The organism is Rouxiella chamberiensis, from assembly GCF_026967475.1.
GTDB lineage: Bacteria > Pseudomonadota > Gammaproteobacteria > Enterobacterales > Enterobacteriaceae > Rouxiella > Rouxiella chamberiensis.
In genome coordinates this window covers 2,620,573-2,647,140 of the sequence record NZ_CP114058.1, presented here as the reverse complement: position 1 = coordinate 2,647,140, position 26,568 = coordinate 2,620,573, and the positions used below count along the sequence as shown (strand labels likewise).

The 26,568-nt window shown below is 56.3% G+C and carries 21 protein-coding genes and 4 pseudogenes; 12 read left to right on the top strand and 13 right to left on the bottom strand.

The features are described from left to right. Positions 1–76: 76 nt before the first annotated feature. The 4 genes and pseudogenes from fur to ybfF all read right to left on the bottom strand — a co-directional run bounded on the left by fur (position 77) and on the right by ybfF (position 3,056). The gene (gene fur / locus O1V66_RS12280) at positions 77–523 is read right to left on the bottom strand and encodes a ferric iron uptake transcriptional regulator (protein ID WP_045046174.1); all 447 of its coding nucleotides are present in this window, start codon (positions 521–523) and stop codon (positions 77–79) included. A gap of 280 nt (positions 524–803) precedes the next feature. Next, complete coding sequence (fldA, locus tag O1V66_RS12275; RefSeq protein WP_045046175.1) at positions 804–1,331, bottom strand: flavodoxin FldA; 528 nt, start codon at positions 1,329–1,331, stop codon at positions 804–806. A gap of 378 nt (positions 1,332–1,709) precedes the next feature. Beyond that, the gene (ybfE, locus tag O1V66_RS12270) at positions 1,710–2,006 is read right to left on the bottom strand and encodes a LexA regulated protein (protein ID WP_045046176.1); all 297 of its coding nucleotides are present in this window, start codon (positions 2,004–2,006) and stop codon (positions 1,710–1,712) included. A gap of 281 nt (positions 2,007–2,287) precedes the next feature. Continuing rightward, positions 2,288–3,056 (bottom strand): annotated as a pseudogene (gene ybfF / locus O1V66_RS12265) (esterase). A 192-nt stretch (positions 3,057–3,248) separates the two neighbouring features. On the opposite strand from ybfF, the gene seqA reads away from it, so the two are divergent. From seqA to O1V66_RS12250, 3 genes and pseudogenes are all read left to right on the top strand, one after another. Continuing rightward, positions 3,249–3,785: a replication initiation negative regulator SeqA gene (gene seqA, locus O1V66_RS12260; RefSeq protein WP_045046178.1), complete on the top strand. Its 537-nt coding sequence runs from the start codon at positions 3,249–3,251 to the stop codon at positions 3,783–3,785. 23 nt (positions 3,786–3,808) lie between these two features. After that, positions 3,809–5,450 (top strand): annotated as a pseudogene (gene pgm / locus O1V66_RS12255) (phosphoglucomutase (alpha-D-glucose-1,6-bisphosphate-dependent)). A 188-nt stretch (positions 5,451–5,638) separates the two neighbouring features. Beyond that, the gene (locus O1V66_RS12250) at positions 5,639–6,373 is read left to right on the top strand and encodes a PadR family transcriptional regulator (protein ID WP_414058385.1); all 735 of its coding nucleotides are present in this window, start codon (positions 5,639–5,641) and stop codon (positions 6,371–6,373) included. 5 nt (positions 6,374–6,378) lie between these two features. On the opposite strand, the gene kdpE is transcribed toward O1V66_RS12250, so the two are convergent. The 6 genes and pseudogenes from kdpE to kdpF all read right to left on the bottom strand — a co-directional run bounded on the left by kdpE (position 6,379) and on the right by kdpF (position 14,274). Continuing rightward, a complete protein-coding gene (gene kdpE, locus O1V66_RS12245; protein ID WP_045046180.1) occupies positions 6,379–7,059 on the bottom strand; it encodes a two-component system response regulator KdpE in 681 nt (226 codons plus the stop codon). Positions 7,060–7,068: 9 nt separating this feature from the next. Then, positions 7,069–9,777 (bottom strand): two-component system sensor histidine kinase KdpD, encoded by a 2,709-nt coding sequence (gene kdpD / locus O1V66_RS12240; protein ID WP_045046181.1) that lies wholly within the window; start codon positions 9,775–9,777, stop codon positions 7,069–7,071. Positions 9,778–9,789: 12 nt separating this feature from the next. Next, on the bottom strand, positions 9,790–10,383 hold the full coding sequence (kdpC, locus tag O1V66_RS12235; RefSeq protein ID WP_045046182.1) for a potassium-transporting ATPase subunit KdpC: 594 nt from the start codon (positions 10,381–10,383) through the stop codon (positions 9,790–9,792). 21 nt (positions 10,384–10,404) lie between these two features. Further along, positions 10,405–12,471 (bottom strand): potassium-transporting ATPase subunit KdpB, encoded by a 2,067-nt coding sequence (gene kdpB, locus O1V66_RS12230; RefSeq protein ID WP_045046183.1) that lies wholly within the window; start codon positions 12,469–12,471, stop codon positions 10,405–10,407. A gap of 34 nt (positions 12,472–12,505) precedes the next feature. Then, positions 12,506–14,193, bottom strand: a pseudogene (gene kdpA / locus O1V66_RS12225) (potassium-transporting ATPase subunit KdpA). Then, positions 14,194–14,274 (bottom strand): K(+)-transporting ATPase subunit F, encoded by an 81-nt coding sequence (kdpF, locus tag O1V66_RS12220; RefSeq protein ID WP_072045033.1) that lies wholly within the window; start codon positions 14,272–14,274, stop codon positions 14,194–14,196. Between the two features lie 338 nt (positions 14,275–14,612). Here kdpF and O1V66_RS12215 point away from each other — a divergent pair, with 338 nt between their 5' ends. From O1V66_RS12215 to O1V66_RS12200, 4 genes and pseudogenes are all read left to right on the top strand, one after another. Continuing rightward, on the top strand, positions 14,613–15,566 hold the full coding sequence (locus tag O1V66_RS12215) for a YbgA family protein (RefSeq protein WP_045046185.1): 954 nt from the start codon (positions 14,613–14,615) through the stop codon (positions 15,564–15,566). 18 nt (positions 15,567–15,584) lie between these two features. After that, positions 15,585–17,024 carry a deoxyribodipyrimidine photo-lyase gene (phrB, locus tag O1V66_RS12210; protein ID WP_045046186.1) on the top strand — a complete coding sequence of 480 codons (1,440 nt, stop codon included), beginning with the start codon at positions 15,585–15,587 and terminating at the stop codon, positions 17,022–17,024. A 73-nt stretch (positions 17,025–17,097) separates the two neighbouring features. Continuing rightward, complete coding sequence (locus tag O1V66_RS12205; RefSeq protein WP_045046850.1) at positions 17,098–18,063, top strand: MBL fold metallo-hydrolase; 966 nt, start codon at positions 17,098–17,100, stop codon at positions 18,061–18,063. Between the two features lie 45 nt (positions 18,064–18,108). Continuing rightward, positions 18,109–18,851: pseudogene (locus O1V66_RS12200) on the top strand (type 2 GTP cyclohydrolase I). Between the two features lie 12 nt (positions 18,852–18,863). Here the strand turns inward: O1V66_RS12200 and O1V66_RS12195 are convergent. Then, a complete protein-coding gene (locus tag O1V66_RS12195; protein WP_414058384.1) occupies positions 18,864–20,273 on the bottom strand; it encodes an MFS transporter in 1,410 nt (469 codons plus the stop codon). A 292-nt stretch (positions 20,274–20,565) separates the two neighbouring features. Between O1V66_RS12195 and pxpB the strand changes: the two genes are divergently transcribed. The 5 genes from pxpB (at position 20,566) to nei (ending at position 24,393) form a co-directional block, all read left to right on the top strand. Continuing rightward, a complete protein-coding gene (gene pxpB / locus O1V66_RS12190; protein ID WP_045046189.1) occupies positions 20,566–21,222 on the top strand; it encodes a 5-oxoprolinase subunit PxpB in 657 nt (218 codons plus the stop codon). Then, complete coding sequence (pxpC, locus tag O1V66_RS12185; RefSeq protein WP_045046190.1) at positions 21,216–22,145, top strand: 5-oxoprolinase subunit PxpC; 930 nt, start codon at positions 21,216–21,218, stop codon at positions 22,143–22,145. Before pxpB ends, pxpC begins: the two co-directional genes overlap by 7 nt. Continuing rightward, positions 22,135–22,872 (top strand): 5-oxoprolinase subunit PxpA, encoded by a 738-nt coding sequence (gene pxpA / locus O1V66_RS12180; RefSeq protein ID WP_045046191.1) that lies wholly within the window; start codon positions 22,135–22,137, stop codon positions 22,870–22,872. Before pxpC ends, pxpA begins: the two co-directional genes overlap by 11 nt. A gap of 76 nt (positions 22,873–22,948) precedes the next feature. Next, positions 22,949–23,599, top strand: a complete 651-nt coding sequence (gene pcp, locus O1V66_RS12175) for a pyroglutamyl-peptidase I (RefSeq protein ID WP_269127564.1) — start codon at positions 22,949–22,951, stop codon at positions 23,597–23,599. Next, positions 23,599–24,393 (top strand): endonuclease VIII, encoded by a 795-nt coding sequence (nei, locus tag O1V66_RS12170; protein WP_045046193.1) that lies wholly within the window; start codon positions 23,599–23,601, stop codon positions 24,391–24,393. Before pcp ends, nei begins: the two co-directional genes overlap by 1 nt. Before the next feature lie 39 nt (positions 24,394–24,432). On the opposite strand, the gene O1V66_RS12165 is transcribed toward nei, so the two are convergent. Both O1V66_RS12165 and O1V66_RS12160 read right to left on the bottom strand, forming a co-directional pair. Then, complete coding sequence (locus O1V66_RS12165; RefSeq protein WP_269127561.1) at positions 24,433–25,494, bottom strand: C48 family peptidase; 1,062 nt, start codon at positions 25,492–25,494, stop codon at positions 24,433–24,435. 30 nt (positions 25,495–25,524) lie between these two features. Next, entirely contained in the window at positions 25,525–26,487 is a 963-nt protein-coding gene (locus tag O1V66_RS12160) for a hypothetical protein (protein WP_269127559.1), read from the bottom strand. Positions 26,488–26,568 lie beyond the last annotated feature (81 nt).

The window sequence follows — 26,568 nt, the reverse complement described above, 5'->3', positions numbered from 1 at the left end:
GCAAAAAAACCGCTTTTCAGCGGTCATTTTTTTACAGGCAGGTTCTTTTCCTTCAAAACCCGTCTGGTGCAGGGTATTAGCCTTTACCGTGCAGCGTTTCATCTTCCAGGCAGTTGCCGTCTTCGCAATGACCATAGAGATACAGGCTGTGGTTGGTTAATTTAATACCGTGACGTTTTGCAATTTCACGCTGGCGCGCTTCGATGTACTCGTCGCGGAATTCGATAACGCGGCCGCAATCGAGGCAAATCAGGTGATCATGGTGATGCTGCTGGGTCAGTTCAAACACTGACTTGCCGCCTTCAAAGTTGTGGCGGGTAACAATGCCGGCGTCGTCAAACTGGTTAAGAACACGGTAAACCGTGGCCAGACCAATTTCTTCGCCCATATCGATAAGTTCTTTGTACAAATCTTCCGCACTGACGTGATGACCTGCCGGGGCTTGCAACACTTCCAGGATTTTCAGGCGTGGAAGCGTGACTTTTAAGCCGGCTTTCTTCAGTGCGGTGTTGTTGTCAGTCATGCGGATTTAGTCCTGTCACTATGCTAATCACGTTAATGAAAACGGTGGGCTGTTTACAACCATCATTCTAATCCAAAGGTTTTAAGCAGACCCGAAGGTTTGTAGCAAGACCAGAGGTTTTAAACCCAATTTGGGTAGAATGATAAAAACAGATACTCTAAGTGTACCTTGATCGGGCTGAAATTTACAATTTTGAAGCCGTTAAATTGTTAATTTCAGTGATAGTTTGGCCCTTTCACGAATAACCTCAACGTTTCAGGGCCTTAGCCTTTGTGTGGGATTAACCGATAATCTCTGCAAGGCTTAATTCTTCGGAAATCTGCTTCACCCAGGCATCGACGCGTTCGTTGGTCAGCTCGGGTTGACGGTCTTCATCGATAGCCAGACCGATGAAATGCGTGTCATCCGCCATGCCTTTGGACGCTTCATAACCGTAACCTTCGGTAGACCAGTGGCCTACGATTACTGCGCCGCGAGGTTCGATGATGTCACGCACGGTACCCATCGCATCACAGAAATATTCCGCGTAGTCTTCCTGGTCGCCACAGCCGAACACCGCAACCAGTTTGCCTTCGAAATCTATCTCTTCCAAAGTCGGGAAAAAGTCGTCCCAGTCACACTGTGCTTCACCGTAGTACCAGGTTGGGATGCCGAGCAGCAGGATATCGTATTTTTCCAAATCTTCCTTGCTGCTTTTGGCGATGTCCTGAATGTCGGCCACCTCTTTACCCAACTGCTTCTGGATCATTTTTGCGATGTTTTCGGTGTTTCCGGTGTCGGAACCAAAGAAGATACCTACAACTGCCATAAGCTTATCTAACCTCTTGTTCTTTAATGGACTCAATGAGTCTGTTTGTTCGTCCGCGGCGTGCGAGTCAATTTAGGCAGGATGATAGCAAACTCGGCGAGCCGAGAACATATTCTCGACGTATCCTGACTAGGCGGTCAGCGCTTCTGCAGCATAGTTCACTCTCGGCAAACGTGCCTGCGCGCGCTGATTGATGACGCCCGGAATTAATGACGCACAGTTTATCGGGCAAATCGGCCGAGCGTTATCGCCTTTGTGTGTTCTGTAAGGGGTTTTGTTAAATAGAATGGCACTTGGCAAGGCAGAGGACAGACAAACGTCGAGCGAAGGCTAAGAGAGACAGCAACGGCGGGTAACCGGGAAAGTTACCCGCCCGAATCAGTCGTGCGAAGACGAGCTTTGCTGATTGTTCAGATGAGACAGCAGCATCTGTTCAATCAGCTCGCTACGGCTGATATTTTGCTGTTCCGCCAGCTTGTTGAGCGCATCGACGGCTTCGGCATTGATTTTCAACTCGACGCGACGTAAACCGTTGTTTTTGTCACGGCGAAGCTGATTACGCTTGTTAATCCGAAGCTGTTCATCGCGAGATAGCGGATTTGTTTTTGGACGTCCCGGACGGCGATCGTCTGCGAACAGATCGAGCGTCGTGCGATCCAGTTGTTCTTTTGCCATAGGTAGCGGTACAACTAGGGAAGTTACATCGAAAAGCGGCGCAAGGCCCTTTCAGATGAGATGGTTACACATTTCGGGTTAACAAACCCTAACCCAATTTACCTCAGACGCCCGAGAAAAAACGCCTCGGCGCAGGGGCAAAATTACAGCGCGCAATCATACCCTAGCGTATATCCCTCCACAACGCCTAACTACCTTGAATATTAGCTAAGTTATTAGGATTCGCCCTTTTTTGCACAGTCGCGGGGGCATTATCGGTAAATCAGGTCGCAAGAGGGCGCTCAGGCGTCTATGAAGCGGTGAATGGCGCGCAGAACCGCCTCGGGCTTTTCGGCATGCACCCAGTGTCCGCTGCCTGCCACTACATAGGCGCGTGCCAGCGGGAACTGCCGCGCAATGGCCTCGCGATGGCTGTCGTTCACGTAATCGGACAATCCGCCGCGAATAAACAGCGCCGGATGCGGCCACGGCGAGACGTCCTGCCAGCCAATGATATGCGCATATTGTTCATGCAGTGCAGCCACGTTGAACCGCCATTCGCCCTGCTGGAAGGATTTCAAAAGAAACTGGATAACGCCGTCTTCCCCGATGAACTGCTGCATGCACCGGGTTGCCCCTGCGCGGTCCGTGATACCGGCTTCGGTAACGGCATTCAGCGCGGCGAAAATGTCATCATGGCGGCGCACGCCATAACTCACCGGCGCCATGTCTATCGCCACCAGTCTGGCGACACGGTTCCGGCGCGACGGCGGTCAGCGCCATTGCCGCCTTGGCTCCCATCGAGTGCCCGATGACCAGCGCCTTGTCGATACCGGCGTCGTCGAGCGTTTCGCGCAGGTCTTCGGCCATCGCCTGATAGGTCATGACCGGCGAGCGCGGAGAAAGCCCGTGATTTCGCAAATCCACCTGAAGCACACTATGCTGTTGTTTCAGGTCACGCGCCAAAATGCCGAGATTATCCAGCGTGCCGAATAGCCCGTGAACCAGCAGCACCGGCAAAGTCTGATTTTCAGGCGTTTCGGCCTGTTGCAGTCGATAATGTAATTTCATGGCAGAGTCCGTACAGACATTTATTACAGGTAAGGATCTCATTAGGTTATCATGAGTTACGGAAGATTTTCCGAGTGGGATATAGGGTTTATTCTGCTTTTTGAATATTGAGGTGATTAGCCTTTTTGTTTGCGCAGTTTAATTTGTATAATCCTTTGAATAAATTAAGTAGAAAAACAGTACTGGATAAAGATGAAAACGATTGAGGTTGATGAAGAGCTTTACCGCTATATCGCGAGCCACACGCAGCATATCGGTGAAAGTGCATCAGACATTTTACGGCGGATGCTGAAATTTACTGCCGGCCAGGAAGTGCAGGCGCCAGCCAAAGCCAGCGCGGCACCCGCAGAAAAGCCCGTTGTCGCCACCAATACGCCGCGTGACCGCGTGCGCGCCATGCGCGAGCTGATGCTGTCTGACGAATATGCCGAGCAGACCAAGGCGGTGAACCGCTTTATGCTGATCCTCACGACTTTATACACGCTCGATCCCAAACAATTCGCCGTGGCGACCGAATCTCTTACCGGCCGCACCCGCACCTATTTTGCCGGTGACCAGCAAACGCTGCTGCAAAACGGTATTCATACCAAGCCAAAGCACGTACCAGGAACACCTTATTGGGTCATCACCAATACCAACACAGGCCGTAAACGCAGCATGATAGAGCACATCATGCAATTGATGCAGTTCCCTGTCGAACTGATCGATAAAGTTTGCGGAACCCTTTAATACAGCATTAGGGAGAAATGCCAGTGGCTAACAACCCCCGTGCAGGGCAACCTGCTCAGCAAAGCGATTTGATTAACGTTGCACAACTTACGTCGCAGTATTATGTGCTGCAGCCAGATTCGTCCAACAGCGCTCACGCGGTAAAATTCGGGACGTCTGGACATCGCGGCAGCGCCGGACGCCACAGCTTCAACGAATCTCACATTTTAGCGATTGCCCAGGCCATCGCCGAAGTGCGCAAAGAGCAGGGGACTACCGGTCCATGCTACGTAGGTAAAGACACCCACGCGCTGTCTGAACCGGCATTTATCTCTGTGCTGGAAGTGCTGACTGCCAATGGCGTTGACGTCATCGTGCAGGAAGACAACGGTTTCACGCCAACGCCTGCGGTTTCCCACGCGATCCTGACCCACAACAAGCAGGGCGGCGCGCTGGCAGACGGTATCGTCATCACCCCTTCGCACAATCCCCGGAAGATGGCGGCATCAAGTACAACCCGACCAACGGCGGCCCGGCAGACACTGACCTGACTTCCGTTATCGAAAAGCGCGCCAACGCGCTGATTGCGGGCGGCCTGAAAGACATCAAACGTCTGTCTCTCGACAAAGCCTGGCAGAGCGGTCATCTGAACGAAAAAGATCTGGTGCAGGGCTACGTTGAAGCACTGGGCGAAATCATCGACATGCCGGCCATTCAGAAAGCGGGCCTGAAACTCGGTGTCGATCCGCTGGGCGGTTCCGGAATTGCCTACTGGCAGCGCATCGCCGAGCACTACAAGCTTGACCTGACCCTGGTCAACGATGAGGTCGACCAGACTTTCCGCTTCATGCATCTCGACCACGACGGCGTGATCCGCATGGATTGCTCGTCCGAGTTCGCAATGGGCGGCCTGCTGGCGCTGAAAGACAAGTTCGATCTGGCCTTCGCCAACGACCCTGACTACGACCGCCACGGCATCGTTACGCCGAAAGGCCTGATGAACCCGAACCACTATCTGGCGGTGGCTATCAACTACCTGTTCCAGAATCGTCCTCAGTGGGGCGCGGATGTCGCCGTCGGTAAAACGCTGGTGTCCAGCGCAATGATCGACCGCGTAGTGGAAGATTTGGGCCGCAAGCTGGTGGAAGTGCCGGTGGGTTTCAAATGGTTCGTTGACGGCCTGTTCGACGGCAGCTTCGGTTTCGGCGGTGAAGAGAGCGCGGGGCTTCCTTCCTGCGTTTCGACGGCACCCCGTGGTCAACCGACAAAGACGGGATCATTCTGTGTCTGCTGGCGGCCGAAATCACTGCCGTTACCGGCAAGAATCCGCAGCAGCATTACGATGAGCTGGCCGCACGCTTCGGCGCGCCGAGCTACAACCGTATTCAGGCACCGGCTACCCACGCGCAGAAAGCGGCGCTGTCCAAACTCTCTCCGGAGCAGGTCAAGGCAGATACGCTGGCGGGCGACCCGATTACCGATCGCCTGACCTCGGCACCGGGCAATGGCGCCTCTATTGGCGGTCTGAAAGTCATGACCAAAAACGGCTGGTTCGCCGCGCGTCCATCCGGTACCGAAGAAGCCTACAAAATCTATTGTGAAAGCTTCCTGGGTGCCGAACACCGCGAAAAAATCGAAAAAGAAGCCGTGGATATCGTCAGCAAGGTGCTCGCCGACGCCAAATAATTCCGGGCTATTTTTCCTGATGACATTAAAGCGCTGTTTATACAGCGCTTTTTTTATGCCCACGTTTTGTCATTCTCAAGGTGAAAAAAGATATATCTAAATGCACATAAAGACTTGCCAAAGATCCCGAGCTGATCTAATTTAGATATATCGAAAATGTTTCGATATATCTAAATAGAGGTATTTATATGTTTGGTCATTCATTGTTGGGTAAGAATATGGACGGTCGCCATCGCGGTCATGGGGAAAGATCACGCCGACATGGCGCAGAAGCAGGGAGCGAGCGCGCCGAGTCTCAGGGTCGACGTCGCGGCGGCCGTCATGCGCCGATGGGCGAAGGTCACGCGGAGCGCGGAGAAGGTCGTGGTGAAAAGCGTCCACGTCGCGGCGGCGGTCGCGGAGAGAAGATGAAACGCCTGTTCGAGCATGGCGATCTGCGTCTGGTGCTGCTGGCGCTGGTGGCGAAAAAACCGAGCCACGGCTACGAGCTTATCAAGGCCATCGAAGAGGCGTCATCGGGTCTTTATGTGCCGAGTCCGGGCGTTATCTATCCTACGCTGACGTTGCTTGAAGAGCAGGATCTCCTGGAGCCGCTGGAAACCGGCAACGGGCGTAAAAGCTATCAGCTGACCGCCGCAGGACAGGAGGAGCTTACGAAACATCAGGAAGTGCTCAACGCCATTTTTGCCCGTCTGGCAAAGCGCGAGAAACGCCATGAGCGCGAAGGCAATCTGGCAGAAGGCATCGCCGAAAGCATGCACAGCCTGCGCCACGTACTGCGCAAGAATCTGATGCGCGACGATCTCAGTCCTGAACAGGTAACGCGCGTCAACGCCACTCTGCGTAAAGCGGTCGAGATCATCGAGGCCGAATTTGCCGCCATTGATGCGGAAATGGCGACAAAACCGGAAGAAGAAGCCTAAGACACTCAGGGCAAGAAACGGTAGCCGATGCCCGTTTCCGTCAGCAGATGACGCGGCCTTGTGGCATCCTGCTCGAGTTTTTGCCGCAAATGGCCCATGTAAATGCGAAGATAATGGCTGTGCTCCACGTAATTCGGGCCCCACACGTGGCTGAGCAACTGCCGTTGAGTGATGACTTTACCGCTGTTGGCCAGCAACTCGGCCAGCAGGCGAAATTCGATAGGCGTGAGATGCACGTCTTCTCCGGCACGCTGCACGCGCCGATTAATCAGGTCGACCGTGACATCGGCGAAACTGACCCGCGGACTTTCCTGTTGCCCGCCCGCATGACGGCGCAACGAAACGCGCACCCGCGCCAGCAGTTCGCCCACGCCGAACGGCTTGGTCAGAAAGTCATCCGCACCGGCATCCAGCGCGGCAATCTTGTCGGCTTCGTCGGTGCGGGCCGACAGCACGATAATCGGGATACTGCTCCAGTGGCGCAGATCGCGAATGTAGTCCAATCCATCGCCATCCGGCAGGCCGAGATCGAGAATAACCAGATCCGGCTTGCGGGTTCCGGCCTCGATAAGTCCGCGCTGCAAGGTCTCGCTTTCGAATACCTTGAAGCCTTCGCTTTCCAGCGCAGTGCGCACAAAGCGGCGGATCTCTTTTTCGTCTTCAACGATCAGGATATGGGTAATCACTGTGCTCCATTATTTTGATAGATAAGCGTTTTCAGATTCCACGTCCGGCAGTTTTTCAAGCGGGAGGGTGAAGCAGAACTTTGCGCCGCCCGCAGTACGATTCTCTGCCCAGATGCGCCCGCCGTGCACTTCTATAATGGCATGACAAATGGCCAGCCCCAAGCCCACGCCGGGAATGGCCGACTCTTTGTTACCCCGCGCGAATTTCTCGAATATCTGCCTTTCTCCGCCCGCAGCAATGCCCGGTCCGTTATCGGCGACCTCAATGTCCAGCCAGTCGCCGTTGGCGCGCGCCCGAATCAGAATATCGGCCCGCGCACCGGCATATTTGTCGGCATTTTCCAGCAGGTTGATAAACACCCGTTCGATAAGGCTTGCGTCGCAGTTGACCAGCAGCATGGTTTCCGGCAGATCGATGACAATAGAATGGCCGATGAGCACAGGTTCCAGCATGCGCAGCGCGCTGCCGATAATCTCTTCCAGCGCCTGCCACTCCTTGCGCAGATTGAATCCGCCGGACTGAATGCGCGCCATGTCCAGCAGATTATTGACCAGTCGCGTGGTGCTCAACACCTGCTGGCGGATCTGATTGGCCTGCGGAGCAAAGGGCGAGCCTTCGCTTGCGAGATCCAGCGTCAGGATTTCGGCCTGCCCGAACAGAACGGTCAGCGGCGTGCGCAGGTCATGCGAGAGGGCGGCAAGCAGCGAATTGCGCAGTTGCTCGCGTTCGGTTTCCAGTCGCGCACTCTCCGCCTGTGCCGCAAGCGCCAGCCTTTCAAGCGCGTTGGCAATCAAAACGGTAAACGTTTGCAGCAGCCGCTGCTGTTCCGGCACCAGAAGTTGACGGATATTCGCCGGTTCGACCGCCAGCAGGCCAAGCGATTTGCCCGAAGCGACCAGCGGCAGGAGCTGATAGGGCACGCCGGGCAGCGTATCTGTTCCGGCACCGGCGGGCGACTGTTTGTCGAAACTCCAGCGGGCTATCGCTTGATCCACGGCAATCGCCTGTCCCGTCGGCACATCGCTTTGCTGTAAATCCGGCGTTTCCGCATTGTCGGGCGGCAGCAATACCGCCGTCTTGGCTTTGAGGGTCGCCGAAATGAAATGGCGACTGGTTTGCGCGACGGCCTCGGGCGTCACCGCCTGACTGAGACTTTTGGACATCTCATAGAGTTGCTGCGCGCGTTTCTCGCGGTGGCGGGCAATGCGCGCCTGATAACGCACGCCTGCGGTCAGATTACCGATGAGCACGCCGACTGTCAGCATCACGGCAAAGGTCAGCAGATATTGGGCGTCCGTTACCGCAAAGGAGCCGCGCGGCTGCACCAGAAACAGGTCAAAGCTGGCGACATTGATTACCGCCGCCAGCACCGAAGGCAGGCGGCCATAAAACAGCGCGGTGACAACCACGCCGAGCAGATACACCATGATAAGATTGGCGGGGTCGAAGAAGGGCACCAGAAACTGCGAAACAAACGTGATGAGTGCGCACAGCACGACGGCCAGCGCGCAACCTTGCAACTGACGGCTGAAACGCTCGCCGAACAGCCGATTATCCGGCTCTTTTCGCCCGTTGTTCACCGGCGTCTCATCCAGGCTGACTATCAGCAAATCGAGTTCCGGCCCGCGTTTTGCCAACCGATCGGCGAGCGTGTCGCCCCAGTGAAAGCGGTGCAGACTGCGGCGGCCCAACACAATCTTGCCCAGATAATGCTCACGGGCGTAGCGCAGAATAGCCTGATCTTCGTGCGGATCGGAAAGCGTTGCCGTTTCCGCCCCCAACTCCTGCGCCAGTTTCAGCGCCTGCAAAATGCCCCGTCGGCGATTTTCCGGCAGGCGATGCAGGCGCGGCGTCTCGACATACACCGCATGCCAGACGCAGCCCAGTCGCGCGGCCAGACGCGCCGCGACTCTCACCAGTTTTTCATTGCCGCTGCCGTGACCCATGCACAGCAGCAGCGCATCGCGCGTGTGCCAGCTTCGCTCCTTGCCCTGCGTGTCACGAAACGCGCGCATCTGGTCATCAACCCGATCGGCGGTACGGCGCAGCGACAGTTCGCGCAGGGCAATGAGATTTCCTTTGCGGAAGAAATTTTCGATGGCGCGTTCGGCCTGGCCGGGGATGTACACCTTGCCTTCCTTGAGCCGCTGGCGCAGGTCGTCGGGCGGCAAATCGACCAGCACCACGTCACTGGCCTGGTCGAAAATATGGTCGGGCACGGTTTCACGTATCGTTATGCCAGTCACGCCGCTCACCACATCGTTGAGACTTTCAAGGTGCTGGACATTGACGGTAGTAAACACGTCGATACCGGCGTCGAGCAGCTCGTCGATGTCCTGCCAGCGCTTGGGATGGCGGGAACCGGCGACGTTGCTGTGCGCCAGTTCATCCATCAGAATCAGCGCGGGACGGCGCAGCAGCGCGGCGTCGAGATCGAATTCGCCGAGCTGGCGACCCCGATGGGAAAGACGCTTGGGCGGCAGCCGTTCCAGACCGGGCAGCAACGTTTCGGTTTCGCGGCGACCGTGGGTTTCGACCACGCCGACGGCCACGTCCAGCCCCGTGGCACGCAGCCTTTGCGCCTCCTGCAACATGGCATAGGTTTTTCCGACACCGGCGCAGGCACCAAAGAAAATCTTCAGCCGACCGCGGGGTTTTTCGTTGGCCAGCGCCAACAGACTGTCGGGGTCGGGCCGCTGGATCTCGTTTTCTGCCATGCGAATGCCTTGTTAGTTGTGCGTTGCGCGGTCGAGTGCCAGATTGAGCGTCAGCACGTTGACCACAGGCTGGCCGGTAAAGCCCGCCAGCGGTGCGGAGGTATTGTCGCGAATCAACTGTTCGACGCGTTCCGCCGACAGCTTGCGCGCACTCGCGATGCGCGGCAGTTGCCACCGCGCCGCCGCCACGGAAATCTGTGGATCCAGTCCGCTCCCCGAGGCGGTCAGCAGATCGACCGGGATCGGCAGTGCGCTCTGTGGATTGGCCGCCCGCAGCGCCGCCACGCGCTGGGCAATGAGTTTATCCAGCGCCGGATTGCTGACCGCCAGATTGCTTCCGGCGGACGCCATCGCATTATAGGCGCTATCGGCGGTCGCGGAAGGACGTCCCCAGAAATAATCCGGGCGCGAAAAACCCTGACCGATCAGTGCGGAGCCGACCGGTTTACCGTCGAGTTCGATCAGTGACCCCTGCGCCTGCGTGCGGAAAAGCAGCGTCGACAGGCCCGTGGTCAGCAGCGGATACGCCAGCCCCGTTATCAGGGTGAATACCAGCAGCAGCGTAAGGGAAGGGCGCAGATAGGGATGACGAGAAAGCATGTTCATGGCGTGTTCCTTGAAAAATATTTAAGCCAAATGCAGCAGAGTCAGTAACAGGTCGATAAGCTTGATGCCAACAAAGGGCACCAGCAGACCACCCAGCCCGTAAATCCACAGGTTGCGACGCAGTAGCGCTGCCGCGCTCATCGGCTTGTAGCTTACGCCGCGCAGCGCCAGCGGAATGAGAAAGACAATGACCAGCGCATTGAAGATTACCGCCGACAGAATCGCCGAGGCGGGCGAATGCAGGTGCATGACATTCAAGGCATTCAACTGCGGATAGGTTGCGGCAAAGGCGGCCGGAATAATGGCAAAATATTTGGCGACGTCGTTGGCGATGCTGAAAGTGGTCAGTGAACCGCGCGTCATCAGCATCTGTTTACCGATGTGCACCACTTCAATCAGCTTGGTCGGATTGGAGTCCAGATCCACCATGTTGCCCGCTTCCTTGGCGGCCTGCGTGCCCGAGTTCATCGCTACCGCGACGTCGGCCTGCGCCAGAGCCGGTGCGTCGTTGGTGCCGTCGCCGGTCATCGCCACCAGCCGACCTTCGGCCTGATACTGGCGGATAAGGGCCAGCTTGGCTTCGGGCGTCGCTTCCGAGAGAAAATCATCCACGCCCGCTTCGGCGGCAATGGCGGCGGCAGTCAGGCGGTTATCGCCGGTGATCATCACCGTTTTGATACCCATCTTGCGCAGCTCGGCGAACCGCTCTTTTATGCCGCCTTTCACGATGTCCTTGAGCTCCACAACGCCCAGCACGCGTGCGCCTTCGACCACCACCAGCGGCGTGCCGCCCTTGCGGGCGACCGAGTCCACCAACCCTTCGACGGCGGGCGGGAAGTGACCCCGATGCGCTTCGACGTGGCGACGAATGGCGTCTACCGCGCCCTTGCGGATCATTCTGTCGCCGACGTTGACTCCGCTCATTCGCGTTTGCGCCGAGAAAGGCACAAAGGTCGCGTTCATCGAGGCGATGTCGCGTTCGCGCAGGTTAAAGCGCTGTTTCGCAAGCACCACAATGCTGCGGCCTTCGGGCGTTTCATCGGCGAGAGAGGAGAGCTGCGCCGCATCGGCCAGCGCCTGCTCGCCTACCTCTGGCGCAGGCAGGAACCGGGCCGCCTGACGGTTGCCGAGTGTGATGGTGCCGGTCTTGTCGAGCAGTAAAACATCGACGTCACCGGCCGCCTCTACAGCGCGACCGCTGGTGGCAATCACATTGGCTTCAAGCATGCGGCTCATCCCCGCCACGCCGATGGCCGACAGCAGGCCGCCAATGGTTGTCGGGATAAGGCAGACCAGCAGCGCGACGAGCACGGTCACCGAGACGGGCACGCCGCCCTGGCTCGCCTGAACGCTGAACAGCGAAAACGGATAGAGCGTCGCCGTCGCGAGCACAAACACCAGCGTCAGCGCGATAAGCAGAATCGTCAGCGCCACTTCGTTCGGCGTCTTGCGGCGTTTGGCGCCCTCGACCATTGCTATCATTCTGTCGAGGAAGGTTTCGCCCGGATTCACGGTACAGGCGACAATCAGCCAGTCGGAAAGCACACGGGTGCCGCCCGTTACCGACGAGAAATCCCCGCCCGATTCCCGGATAACGGGTGCAGACTCGCCGGTAATCGCGCTTTCGTCGACGGATGCGCCGCCTTCCAGCACTTCGCCGTCGCAGGGCACGGTATCACCGGCTTCAATCAGGACCACATCCCCCTTGCGCAGACTGTCGGCCGAAACTTTCTCGCTTTTTGCGCCATAGCGGGCTTCGGGCAGCTTTTTGGCCCAGCTGGTTTTCTGCACGCCTTTCAGACTCTCGGCCTGCGCCTTGCTGCGACCTTCCGCCAGCGCTTCGGCCATATTGGCGAACAGCACGGTAAACCACAGCCACAGCGCGATGCTGCCGGTGAATCCGGCACTGCCGGGCGTATAACCGCTCAGGACCGCAAGCCAGATAAGGCTTGTGAGAATACTGCCCAGATAGACCACGAACATCACCGGATTGCGCCACTGTGCGCGAGGATCCAGCTTCGTGAACGCCGCGACAAGGGCGGTACGCATTAATCGGGGTTCGAATAGGGCACGTTGTTTGCGACTCATCGTTATCTCTCTTGATGCTTTGCATTGGACCGGCTTAACGCGCCAGCCACACCTGTAAATGTTCTGCCACCGGACCCAGCGCCAGCGCCGGAATAAAGGTCAGTGCGCCGACCAGCAGGATGGTGCCGACCAGCAGGCCGATAAACAGCGGGCCTGAGGTCGGCAGCGTGCCGTTACCCGCAGGCTGGCGTTTTTTGACCACAAGCGATCCTGCAATGGCCAGAACCGGCAGGATCACCCCGAAACGGCCCAGCAACATCGCCGCAGCCAGCGTCAGATTGTAGAAAGGCGTGTTGACGCCGAGACCGGCAAAGGCACTGCCGTTGTTGTTGGCCGCCGACGAATAGGCATAAAGCACCTCGCTGAAACCATGCGCGCCCGGATTCAGAATTCCGGCTTGTCCTGCGGGCGTCATCAGCGCCAGCGCCGTGCCGAGCAAGACCAGCGCAGGGGTCACCAGAATCGCCAGCGCCGTCATTTTCATGTCGAAGACGTCGATTTTCTTGCCGAGATATTCCGGTGTGCGGCCAATCATCAAGCCCGCGATAAATACGGTCAGCAACACAAACAGCAGAATGCCGTACAGGCCGGAGCCGACCCCCGAACACCACTTCGCCTATCTGCATCAGCCACAGCGGGATCATGCCGCCGAGCGCCGTGAAGGAGTCGAGCATGGCGTTCACGGCTCCGCAGGACGCCGCGGTGGTCACCACGCTAAACAGGCTGGAGGCCAGAATGCCGAAGCGCGCCTCCTTGCCCTCCATATTGAAGTTGCTGGTCGCTCCCAGCGCCGTGAAATGCGGATTGCCCTGCAACTCGGCGGCCATCACGATGACTACGCAGACCACAAAAATCAGCGACATGGTCCACAGCAGCGCATGCCCCTGCCGGTTGTCGCCAACCACACGACCAAAGGCGAAACACAGCGCGCAGGGGATAAGGAATATCGCCAGCATCTGCACCATATTGGTCATCGCGGTCGGATTTTCGAACGGATGCGCCGAGTTGGCCCCAAAAAAGCCGCCGCCGTTGGTGCCGAGCATCTTGATGGCTTCCTGTGAAGCCACCGGCCCCATCGGCGAGAACCTGCGGCAACCCTTCGAGCGTGGTCACATGCTGATAGGCGTCGAGATTCTGCAATACGCCCTGACTGACAAAGTACAGCGCCAGCAGCAGCGAAATCGGCAGCAGCAAATAGAGCGTAATACGCAGCAAGTCCTGCCAGGCATTGCCGAGCGTCGTCGCGGCGGGACGAGCAAAGGCGCGGATCAGCGCAAAGGCCACAGCGATACCGGTGGAAGCCGAGAGAAAGTTTTGCACCGTCAGGCCCAGCATCTGACTGAAATAGCTCAGCGTGCTTTCACCGCTGTATGCCTGCCAGTTGGTGTTGGAAACAAAACTGATGGCCGTGTTGAAGGCCAGATCCCAGGACAAACCGGGCAGGCCCTGCGGATTCCAGGGGAGATAACCTTGCGCCAGCAGAATCACGGTGAGCAGGACAATCCCCAGCAGGTTGAAGCTGAACAGGGCTATCGCGTACTGCTTCCAGTTCATTTCGCTGTGATTTGCCCCCGCAATGCCCAGCATACGGCGCTCGAACGCCGCGACGCGCGGCCCTGTTTCTCCTTCAATCAACTGCGCAGTAAATTTGCCGAGCGGATGGGCGAGCAGCAGCAACACCAGCATAAAGCTGGCAATCAGTAAAAAGGCGGAAGCAGCCATTTAAAACTCCTCCGCGTTGAGCAGGGCATAAATCAGATAGCCGAGCAAAAGAACCACTAAAAGCGCGCCGCAGATGATCACAAAACACCTCGTTTGTCTGTTTCCCCGTGGGGAGCTGTAGAAATCAATCTTGTATAACGGGCGAGTCTAGAGAACGGCTTCTAAAGAACCTGAAAAAATGCGCGGCTCGGGTGTAAAAAAAGTATAAAAATTGCGGTTAAAGTCTGTTTTCTGACCAAAAATCGTCGATTTCAGCTGCTACCCTTAAGGTTTACAGGATGAACATTTCACGCAAACTTGTACAAAAATGATTTTGTGTATAACTTTAGAGGGGCGAAAAACGCTTTTTATCAAACCTTATAAATGTTTATCGCCGGTTAATTATCTTATTTCACGCAAGAAACCGTCAGGAGTCGCCTATGAGTGAACACATTCCGATTGGGATCAGCGCCTGCCTGCTGGGAGAGAAAGTGCGTTTCGATGGAGGACATAAACGTCTGGCGTTCGCCGTCGAGCAGCTTGCCCCGTATGTCCGTTTTGAAGCTATCTGTCCGGAAATGGCCATCGGCCTGCCAACCCCACGTCCCGCGCTGCGTCTGGTGAACAGCGACGAGGGCATTCGCATGCGCTTTAGCAACGATGAAGCGGTCGATTATACCGACAAGATGCAACAGTATTCAGAGCAGCGAATCGCCTCGCTCGACCACCTTTGCGGCTACATACTCTGCGCGAAATCGCCGAGCTGCGGCATGGAACGTGTGCGCATTTACCGTGAAAACAGTAAAGACAACAGTAAAACCGGGGTCGGCATCTACACCGCCGAACTGCAAAAACAGCTGCCGTGGCTGCCTATCGAAGAAGACGGGCGTCTGAATGATCCTCTGCTGCGTGAAAACTTCGTCGAGCGCGTCTTTGCGCTGTATGAGCTGAAAATGCTGCACAAGTCAGGACTGACGCGCGGCAAGCTGATGGCGTTTCACAGCCGTTACAAGCTGTCGCTGCTGGCGCATTCACAGCCTGAATACCGCGAGTTGGGACGTTTTGTGGCCTCGATGGACAAATGGGAATCACTGGAAGAATATTTTGTCGAGTATCGCAACCGCTTGATGAGCCTTATGAAAAATCGCGCGACTCGCCGCAATCACACGAACGTGCTGATGCACGTGCAGGGCTATTTCCGTAAACAGCTCAACAGCGGTCAGCGTCAGGAGTTGACCCAACTGATTGACCACTATCGGCAGGGGCTGCAACCGCTTTTGGCCCCTATCACCCTGCTAAAACATTACATGCATGAATATCCCGATGCGTATCTGGAGCAACAGCGCTATTTCGAGCCGTATCCCGAAGCGCTGCGTTTACGTTACGGGCATTAAAAACAAGGAAAGCTGGACATGACCACCCATCTGGTCTGGTTTCGCAACGATTTGCGTGTGACGGACAATCGCGCGCTCTCCGCCGCCTGCGAAGACCCCGACGCCCACGTGATTGCCGTGTTTATCGCCACGCCGAAGCAGTGGCGCAAACATGACATGGCGCCGCGTCAGGCGGCCTTTATCTATCAGCATCTGCTGGCACTGAAAAAATCGCTGCATGAGCGCGGAATACCGCTGCATTACCAGCAGTGCGACCTGTTTGCCGACAGCGTAACCTGGCTCGAACAGTTTGCACGTGACCAGAAGGTTGATGCGCTGTTTTACAACAATCAGGTCGAGATAAACGAGGTCGAACGCGATGCCGCCGTCGATAAAGCCCTGTCGCCCGACCTGCAAATCCGTCGTTTCGACGACAGCCTATTGTTACCGCCCGGTTCGGTGACCACCGGTGACGGCAGCATGTACAAGGTGTATACGCCGTTTCGTCGCGCCTTTATCGAGCGGCTAAGCGAGTCCGACTGCCGATCGCTCGCCGCGCCCAAAGCGCGTGAACACCCTCATCAGGGCAAGCCCAACGCCATCAAGCCGTTTGATTATCCTCAAGAAGAGATAGGCGACGATTTTCCGGTAGGTGAAGACGCGGCACGGGACAGGCTGCGGCGCTTTTGTCGCGAAAACGTGCAGGATTACAACGACAAGCGCGATTTCCCGGCGATTGACGGCACCAGTACGCTCTCGCCGTATCTCGCGATTGGCGTGCTGTCGCCACGTCAGTGTTTCAACCGGCTGCGCACCGAAAATCCCGACGTGCTCGAAAAGCGCGACGGCAGCGCCTTCGGCTGGCTTAACGAGCTGATTTGGCGCGAGTTTTATCGTCATCTGCTGGTGGCCTGGCCGTCATTGTGCAAGCATCAGCCGTTTGTGGACTGGACGCGCGGCGTTGCCTGGCGCGAGGCTGCCGACGACCTGAAAGCGTGGCAGGAAGGTAAAACCGGTTATCCTATCGTCGACGCGGCCATGCGGCAGATGAAGGCTACGGGCTGGATGCACAATCGCCTGCGGATGATCACCTCCAGTTTTCTGGTAAAAGATCTGCTGATCGACTGGCATCTCGGCGAGCGCTACTTCATGACCCAACTGCTGGATGGCGATTTGGCGGCCAATAACGGCGGCTGGCAGTGGAGCGCCTCGACCGGCAACGACTCTGCGCCGTATTTCCGTATTTTCAACCCAACCACGCAGGGCGAGCGCTTCGACAAACAGGGGCAGTTTATCAAGAAGTGGATCCCGGAACTGGCCGATGTCCCGGAGAAAGACATTCATCAGCCACATCGTTGGGCAGAGAAACAGCAGCGCGTGTTAGACTATCCTCATCCGATTATCGACCACGCCAGAGCGCGCAAGGACACGCTGGCAGCGTTCGAAGCCGCCAAAAGTCGCGCTCATGCCGAGAATTAGGTGCCTGTCCTGATTCGTTCTCGGCACAACACGGAGCGATGTAATGACAACAAGATATTGGCGCGCGGCACTCATGGTGACGGCCGGTCTGGGCCTCGCCTTTAGCGCCAGCGCAGGATTCAAGGTTGTAGCGCTTGGCGTCAACGGCGGCGTGGAGGAGGGCAATCTGACCTCCTACCTGATTCGCAGCGACAGCCAGAGCCGCTATTTTGCCCTCGATGCCGGTTCGGTTTTACCGGGCATCCGCAAGGCACTCGAAAAAGGCAGTTTCCCCGAAGTCACCCCGGAAAACGCTGCGCCCCTGACACCCCAGGGCGCGGTGTTTCGCAATCTGATTGCCGGCTACTTTATCAGTCACGGTCATCTCGACCATCTTGCCGGATTCATCATCGCTTCGCCGCAGGACAGCAAAAAGCCGGTCTACGGCTCTACCGAAACCATCGATACGCTGCGGCAATACTATTTCAACTGGAAGGTGTGGCCCAACTTCAGCGATTCCGGCAGCGGTCAGCGGCTGGGCACCTATCGGCTCAATGCGCCACGACCTGGTCAGCGCGTTTCGCTGGGTTTGAGCGGGCTTGATGGCGTTATCTATCCGCTCAGTCACGGCGGCGCGAGTTCGTCGATGCTGCTGCTCAGTCGCGGCAACGAGTCCTTTGCCTATTTCGGCGATACGGGCGCAGACTCGCTCGAAAAATCGCGCAACCTCGACGCGGTGTGGCGTGTGTTGGGCGACGAGATCAAACAGAAAAGGCTCAAGGGGCTGATTATCGAAACCTCGTTTTCGAACACTACGCCTCGGGACCAGCTGTTTGGGCATCTCACGCCCGCCTTGCTGCTCGGGGAGCTGAAAAACCTCGAACGCCATGCGGGCGGCGCAGGATCTTTAGAAGGCCTGAAAATCGTCATCAGTCATATCAAGCCAAGCCTTATGGCCGGTGTCGATCCGCGCGCCGAAATAATCCGCCAGCTTGAACAGGGCAATGACCTCGGCGTAAACTTTGTCTTTATGCAGCAGGGCGATAGCCTCGATTTTTAATCAGACTGCTCTACTTTCGGCACGGCCGAACACGCGGAATATCGAATGAATAACATTGAACTGGAAAAGCTTATCGACCAGAAACTGGCGGTCGACACCTTTAAAGATTATGCGCCCAACGGCCTGCAGGTCGAAGGCGGCAGCGACGTCAAACGTATTGTAACGGGCGTGACCGCCAGCCAGAAGTTGCTGGATGCCGCAGTGGAACATCAGGCCGACACGATTATCGTGCATCATGGTTACTTCTGGAAAAACGAACCGGCTGCGGTACGTGGAATGAAACGCAACCGTCTGAAAACGCTGTTGTTGAACGACATCAATCTCTATGGTTATCATCTGCCGCTCGACGCTCATCCCGAGCTTGGCAACAATGCGCAGCTGGCAAAACTGCTGGGCATCGACGTGCTCGGCGAAGTGATGCCGTTGGTGCCTTACGGCGAACTGCCGCAAGCCATGCCTGCCGAGGCGTTTCATCGGCGCATCGAGCAGCAGCTTGGCAAAAAGTGCTGCACAGCGCGGAAGGCGGCCCGAAAATGATTCGCCGCGTCGCGTGGTGTACGGGCGGCGGTCAGGGCTTTATTCAGCAGGCGGCAGAGTTTGGCGTCGATGCCTTCATCACGGGCGAAGTGTCCGAGCAGACGATTCATATTGCCCGCGAAATGGGGCTGCACTTCTTTGCGGCAGGCCACCACGCCAGCGAACGTTATGGCGTGAAGGCGCTGGGCGAATGGCTTGCCGCCGCGCATGGCCTTGACGTGACCTTTATCGATATCGACAATCCGGCGTAACGTCCCTCCGTTTTATCGACTCTGCTGTGCCGCGTTCAAGGGCACAGCCTCTTTCTCGTTCTCTTCCTCGCCCGCGGGCAATTCGCTGTCTTCAAGCATGATAAAGGCGCGTTGCAGACCGGTATCTGCGTCCGGATCCGCCCCTTGCGAACGCCTGTCCAGCTCGACTTCGGGCTCGGGTTCGGCCTCGGGCTGCTCGGCCGTTTCCGGCGCAGGCATCTGGTCCTGAATCATCTGCTCGTCAAGATTGGGGTTCAGCGCAGGCGACAGCGGCGAACTGCTTAGACTGTCGGGCATGGCGATGTGGGGCACTGGGGCATCTTCCGCCATTTGCGTCTTCGCATCGACAGCCGAACTGCGGCTCAGGCCGACAATCGCCACGCCGCACAGGGCAAAGAAGGCATAGAGGATGTTGCCGCCGAGCGGTTCAATCAGCGCACCCACCGCCAGCGGGCCGATACAGGCTCCGACCCCGAATGCCATCAGCAGGCAGGCCGAGAGCGACACGCGGCGTTCGGGCTCAATCATGTCATTCGCCAGCGCCACAACCAGCGGATACAGGGTGAACTGCATCAGGCTGACGGTAAAACCCACGGCAAGCAGCACCGGGAAGGAAATGTGGGTAAAAATTGCCAGCGGCAACGCCGCCACCGCCAGCAACAGCGCATTGATACGCATCAGCAGGTTGCGGTTATAGCGGTCCGACAGCCAGCTCAGGGGAAATTGAGCGACCAGTCCGGCGAAAATCGCCAGCGCCATAAACAGGCCGGTTTGCTGGGTGGAAAGCCCCTGCTGATTGGAGTAGAGCGGCGCCATGCCGTAAAACGAGCCGACAATCATGCCAATCACCAGCGTAATCGCCAAAACTTTCGGGATAGCGCCGATAAAGAATTTCAACTCCATCGGCGCAGGCGACATATGGCCGACCTTGGTGCGCGTGGTGAGGGCTATCGGCACCAGACAGAGCGCGAAACACAGCGCAATCACCAGCAGCGTACTCATGCCGAGATCGGTTTGCAGCATCAGCACAACCTGTCCCAGCGCCATGCCGAGATAGGAGGCGGCCATATAGAAACCGAATACCACGCCGCGCTGGCTGGAATCGGACTGATCGTTAAGCCAGCTCTCGAGCACCATGTATTGACACATCATGCACAGGCCGATGATGAGCCGCAGCCCGACCCACACCGGAATAATCTCCGTGAGTCCATGACCAATGACGGCGGCGGTGATAATCCCCGAACAGGAGACATAGGCGCGAATGTGGCCGACGCGGGCAATCAGAAAATGGCCGACCTTACCGCCTATCACAAGCCCGATATAGTTGGCGGCGATAATCGCCCCGATCATCGCGCCGCTGACGTGTATCGCGCCAAGGCGCAGGGAGACGTAGGTGGTAAGAAGTCCTGAGCCAAGCAGCATCAGCAACGTCGTGGTGTAGAGCGGAAAAAAACGCCAAAGGTCTTTTTCACTGTTTCTCCCTTTTCATTGTGGCAATCCCCTGTTTTTAAACGCCTTCCTGGCAGTCAGGGTTTTGCGAAAACATCAGACGCGCAGGCAGTCATTGACAGTAAGCGTAGCAGCTTAGGTCTTGGCTATCGATCTGTTAACTTTCGGGCAGGGCATTTAGGGTCTGTCACTGCGGTTTAAATAACGTTATCTTTACCTTCATCTTTATTGTATTTCTTCTGTTTTATGGCTTAGGAGTCATCAGGTGCAACGAGCACGATGTTACTTGTTAGGTGAACGCGCCGTCGTTCTCGAACTTGAGCCGCCGGTGTTACTGGCGAGCCAGCAACGAATCTGGGGTCTTGCCCAACGTCTGGTGGATTTTCCCGACGTGAAGGAAGTGATCCCGGGAATGAATAATTTGACCGTGCTGCTTGACGACCCGCAACGTACCGCCCCGGACGCGGTTGAACGTCTCGAAAAATGGTGGCAGGAGAGCGATGCGCTGGTGCCGGAATCGCGGCTTGTCGAAATTCCCGTGGTCTATGGCGGCAAGGGCGGACCCGACCTTGACGGTGTCGCCCGCCATACCGGTATGAGCGCCCGTCAGGTGGTCGAATGCCACAGCGGCGCGGAATACATCGTCTATTTCCTGGGGTTCCAGCCCGGATTCCCTTACCTCGGCGGCATGCCCGAAATTCTGGCGACACCGCGTCATTCCGAACCGCGTCTTTCGGTACCGGCAGGCACCGTGGGCATAGGTGGCAGCCAGACCGGAATTTATCCGTTGATAACGCCGGGCGGCTGGCAGCTTATCGGCCATACGCCGCAGGCGATGTTTGATCCGGACAGTCGATTGCCGACATTGTTGCGCCCCGGCGACAGGGTACGTTTCGTGCCGCAGAAGGAGGGCGTATGTTAAAAATATTAAAAGCCGGGATGCAGACCACGGTGCAGGATTTGGGGCGCGACGGCTATCGCCAGCTCGGAGTCAGCCAGTCGGGCGCCTTCGACGCACCCGCACTGCGCATTGCCAATCTGCTGGTGGGCAATGACGAAAACGCCGCCGGAATTGAAATCACGCTCGGGCAATTTAGCGTCGAGTTCACCAAAAAGGGCTGGATTGCCATGACGGGCGCGGGTTGCCACGCCATGCTCGACGGCGAAGCGGTGTGGACCGGCTGGTGTTATCCCGTCAAGCCTGGTCAAACGCTGACCCTGAAAACTCCGATGCGCGGCATGCGCAGCTATCTTGCGGTAGCCGGTGGCATTGACGTACCTGAGGTGCTCAATTCGCGCAGTACGGATATCAAGGCCGGTTTTGGCGGATTCGAAGGCCGTCCTTTAAAAGAAGGCGATGTGCTCAAGGCAGGCAAGGCGCTGAATGCGCCGACCAAAGCCACGGGCGTGAAGCAGTTGCTGTTTGGTAACCGGATTCGCGCGATCCCGGGGCCGGAATATCACGAATTCAGTGAAGATGCCCGCGAAGCCTTCTGGCGCACTGCCTGGCAGCTAAGCCCGCAAAGTAACCGCATGGGGTATCGCCTGCATGGTCATGAGCTTAAGCGCGATACTCAGCGCGAGATGCTGTCGCACGGACTGGTACCGGGCGTCGTGCAGGTGCCGCACGGCGGCCAGCCGATTGTGCTGATGGCCGATGCGCAGACCACCGGCGGGTATCCGCGTATTGCGACGGTGATCGAGGCCGATCTCTACAATCTGGCACAGATCCGCCTCGGCATGCCGGTACATTTTGTGAAATGTACGGTTGAAGAGGCGCTGCGTGCTCGTTACGAACAAAATCGTTTTATCGAACAAATTAAGTGGGGACTGCATGACCGTTGATTTGAATGCCGATTTAGGCGAAGGCTGCGCCAACGACGAGGCGCTGTTGCAACTGGTTAGCTCCGCCAACATTGCCTGCGGATTTCATGCGGGTGATGCCGACACCATGCGCCAATCGGTGCGTTGGGCCATTCAGTACGGCGTTGCGATAGGCGCGCACCCGAGTTTTCCGGATCGCGAAAACTTTGGCCGCACGGCAATGCAGCTGCCACCCGACACGGTGTACGCGCAGGTGGTGTATCAGCTTGGCGCACTGGCGGCGATAACGCGTGCCGAAGGCGGCAAGATGGTGCACGTCAAACCGCACGGCATGCTTTACAACCAGGCGGCGACCGATCCGGCCCTGTCCGATGCCATCGCCCGTGCGGTGCGCGATGTTGACGCTTCTCTCAAGCTGGTTGGGCTGGCGGGCAGCGAGCTTATTCGCGCCGGGGAACGTCTTGGTTTGCAAACACGTCAGGAAGTCTTCGCCGATCGCCGCTATCAGAGCAACGGCAATCTGGTGCCGCGCAGCCAGCCAGATGCCATGATTGAAACCGATGCGCTGGCGCTTGAGCAGACGTTGAGCATGATTGTCGACAAGCAGGTGCTAAGCCGCGACGGCGTCTTTGTGCCCGTTCAAGCCGACACGGTCTGCCTGCACGGCGATGGCGAACATGCCCTGGCTTTTGCTCGTAGCCTGCGTGCGGCGTTTGCCGAAAAAAATATTCAGGTAAGCGCAAATTAATCCACCGCCTGCCTTTTGCCCCACACACCGGGAATAAACAGCGGGGCGGATAAGCTATTCGCCCCAAGGAGAGACAATGCGCAAGGTTTTAGTCACGGGTTTTGAGCCGTTCGGCGGCGAACGCGTTAATCCCTCCTGGGAAGTTGTCAGAAAACTCGCCGATTTGCAGCTTTCAGGCGTCAAATTGGTGGTGCGTCAGTTACCCTGCGTCTTTGGAAAAGCCATTGAGGCGCTGAATCAGGCCATCGACGAGGTCGATCCGTTAATGGTTATCTGCGTAGGGCAGGCGGGTGGACGTGTCGATTTCAGCATCGAGCGCGTCGCGATAAACGTCGACGATGCGCGCATTGCCGACAACGACGGTCAACAACCTGTCGATGCGCCTATTGTCGCAGGCGGACCGGCCGCCTATTTTTCAACATTGCCCATCAAAGCGCTGGTGAATGGGCTGCGCGATGCAGGTATTCCGGCCGCCGTGTCGCAAACGGCGGAACACTACGTGTGCAACCACGTGATGTATGGTTTGCTTCATCGTATGCAACGGCCCGACAACCGAATAGAAAAGGGCGGATTCATTCATATTCCTTATCTCCCCGAGCAGGCGGCATTGCATCCGGGCAGCGCCAGTATGTCGGTGGAAACCTTGCTGGAAGCCCTTGAGTTGACTATCGTTATTGCGCTGCATACTGAAAAAGACCTCGTTATCGCCGAAGGAGCCACGCATTAATGCCTGAAGGACCCGAAATTCGCAGGGCCGCGGACCAGCTTGAACGTGCCGTACTGGGCAAACCGCTCACCGACGTGTGGTTTGCCTTTCCGACCCTGCAACCTTATCAAACGCAATTAACCGGTGAGAAGGTGAAAGCCATCGAGACACGCGGCAAAGCGTTGTTGACGCATTTCACCAATCATCTCACCCTCTATACACACAACCAGCTTTACGGCGTTTGGCGGGTGTTCAATTCGGGTGATGAGATAAACCACGGCAAGCGCTCGCTGCGCGTCAAATTAGCCACGGCAGATAGCGCAATCTTGCTGTATAGCGCTTCAGAGATTGAAATTTGGCCTACTGATGACGTCTATCAGCATCCGTTTTTACAGCGTATCGGGCCCGATGTACTCGATGAAAAGCTTACCGTAGAGCAGGTACGTGAACGTCTGGTCTCAACGCGATTTTATCGCCGACAGCTTGGCGGCATGCTGCTGGACCAGGCTTTTCTGGCGGGCTTGGGTAACTATTTGCGCGCCGAAATTCTTTGGCTGGCCAAATTGCTGCCGTCGCACAAACCCGCTGACCTGGACGACGCGCAGCTGGATTTGCTCGCCGCCGCCTGTCTTTCCATTGCTCGCCATTCCTATGCCATGCGCGGCACTATGGACGAAAATGTGCACCACGGTGCCATGTTCCGCTTCAAAGTGTTTGCCCGTGCAGGAAAACGCTGTGAACGCTGTGGCGAAAAAATTGTAAAAACCAGTGTTTCATCGCGCCCCTTTTTCTATTGCGCTGGATGTCAGCATTAAGTCGAGGCTAAACCCGATGCGTGGGCAAGTCGCGTAACGTTACGCGACGGTGCCCAAATGCCGGGTGATGTTTTCTCCGAGCATGGCGAACAATTCCGCTCTGCCTCTGCGATTGAAAGACTCCTGATACTCCGCCGGCTCGCGTTTAAATTCGTTGCTCCAGTCCAGCAAGACTTTTGCCGGCGTGCGGCCGGTGTTGTCTGCCAGTTTCTGCATCGCTTTTGCGGTAAAGAGGCCGCAGGCATTAGGCGCATTCTGTTGCAGATCTTGACTGATAAACAAGGTTTCACCCGTTACGCCGCTGGCTTGGGCCAGTTTCTTGAAACAGTCTTTTTCATAGAGTTTGTTTGTGCCGCCTTGACTGTCAAAAACCAGTGCCGATTTATTATTGTTCCCATCGTAATAGGTTCCGAATAGATACCAGTGATTATTTAGCAGGATAGGCGCGAAATTGGCGTTACGCCCGCCAGATGGGTTCGACGTAAAGTTTTTGGTTGCCTGCTTTATTTTTTCGGCAACTATCACGTTATTCACACTATTAATTTCCAGTTCTCTGGCGTCGTGGAAAATAATGCTCTTGTCTTCTTTTTTAATATTCAGCACCTGGGTGAAGGCATCGAGTTCTGGCGACTGAATAAGCCGATTGGTAGCGAACAGTGATTTATCGAGAGACGTTTTTTTATCGTTGAGTACGGTTTTAAACGCGATGGCTTCATCTATTTTTTCGACCAGTTCCACAACGGAACCTTGATCGTCAGCGGTTTGAAAACCGGCAATGATCATGAGGTTGGTCGGCATTATCCATTCTGTTTTGTCAGGGTTGGTTTCACTCATTTCCCCGTGTTTGACATAATTGTTGCGTGTCCCAATGATTTCAAATAACTCGAGGCTTTTCTGTTCGAGAATACTCTGGATTTCGAGTGCATCTTCATGCCCTGTTTTATGGGTGTACACATCTAAAATAAAGTTTTCGGCGAGTTTGGCGTCGTTGACACTGACCCCTTTGCCGCCACAGGCCATCGTAAAGATTGAGTCGATTGCGGCGTCCCATATTTCCGAACCTACCTCTTTGGTGTTTGCCAACCATTTCAGAGCGACCAACTCTTTGGGCAGAAACGAAGGATTCCCGTGTCAGGACATCATAAAGCTCAAGCGAGTTGGGGCGATGTGGCGCCAGTTCTTCGCTGGAAGCGTAAAGCGAATTGCCCTCTGACTCCGCAATTTCATCATAGATATTTTCATTCGGAAAATCGTCGGTGCAAGACATGGCATCGGTATTTTCAACGGTCTGCGTAATGGCGTTTTCCTGATTTTGGTTTGCAGACGCGCGCTCGGCATAGACCGGCATCGGGGGAGGAGGAGTGTCGTAGTCTGGGTAGTCGGGCGCAGGTTCCGGGGTGGCTCATCGCCATGCAGGCCAAAAGTAAAGGTGGCACTGTCTTCAGCTGAAATCGGGGTGCGAGAAGACGAAAGCGACGTTAAAGAAACCGCGTCGGGGTCGGGAGAGATAGTCGTTGGCGTAGGGAGAGAGGGATCAGGGGAGTTATCGGTAAGAAAACCCGAATCGGTATGTGAGGGCAGCGGCACCAAACTGGCGGAGGAAGGACGCCGCGAAAGGGTGGGGAGAACCGTTGTCTCTTCAAGCGGCACCGCCGCTGGCGTTTCGCCTTCAGGCAGTTTGGCAGCAGGCCTGAGGATATTCGTCTTTATGTAGCCAGGATGTCGCTTCGGCGTAGTTGCAACCACCTTGGGTTGAAAAATCTGTTTGATGGAGCTTATTTGCTTGAAAAACGGCAGATTTTGCACCTGTTTGCTGGTGGCAAGTTCTTTGGCTTTCTTTAATATCGCTTTCTTCAGTGGAAAGTGGGTTGTGGTTTTATTTTTATTAACAACAGGAGCCGTCTCGCCATTATTCAACACCGGTCTTTCCAATGTGGGAGGCGTCGCTGCTGGACTATTGGAATTCATGGATTGATTGGACGAGGTGACATTATTAATTCTTTCAAACTTACTAAGCAGCTCGCTATTTAACTGGCGATAGGCTTCTTGCTGAGCAGGCGTTGCTTTAGCGTGTGTATTTGATTCTATTTTCATAGCTATAGCCCTAGTTTTTGTAAACAGCCAATTATGGCGATTAACAGGGGATAGCGGGTAGCAAGGATCGCTTATTTATAC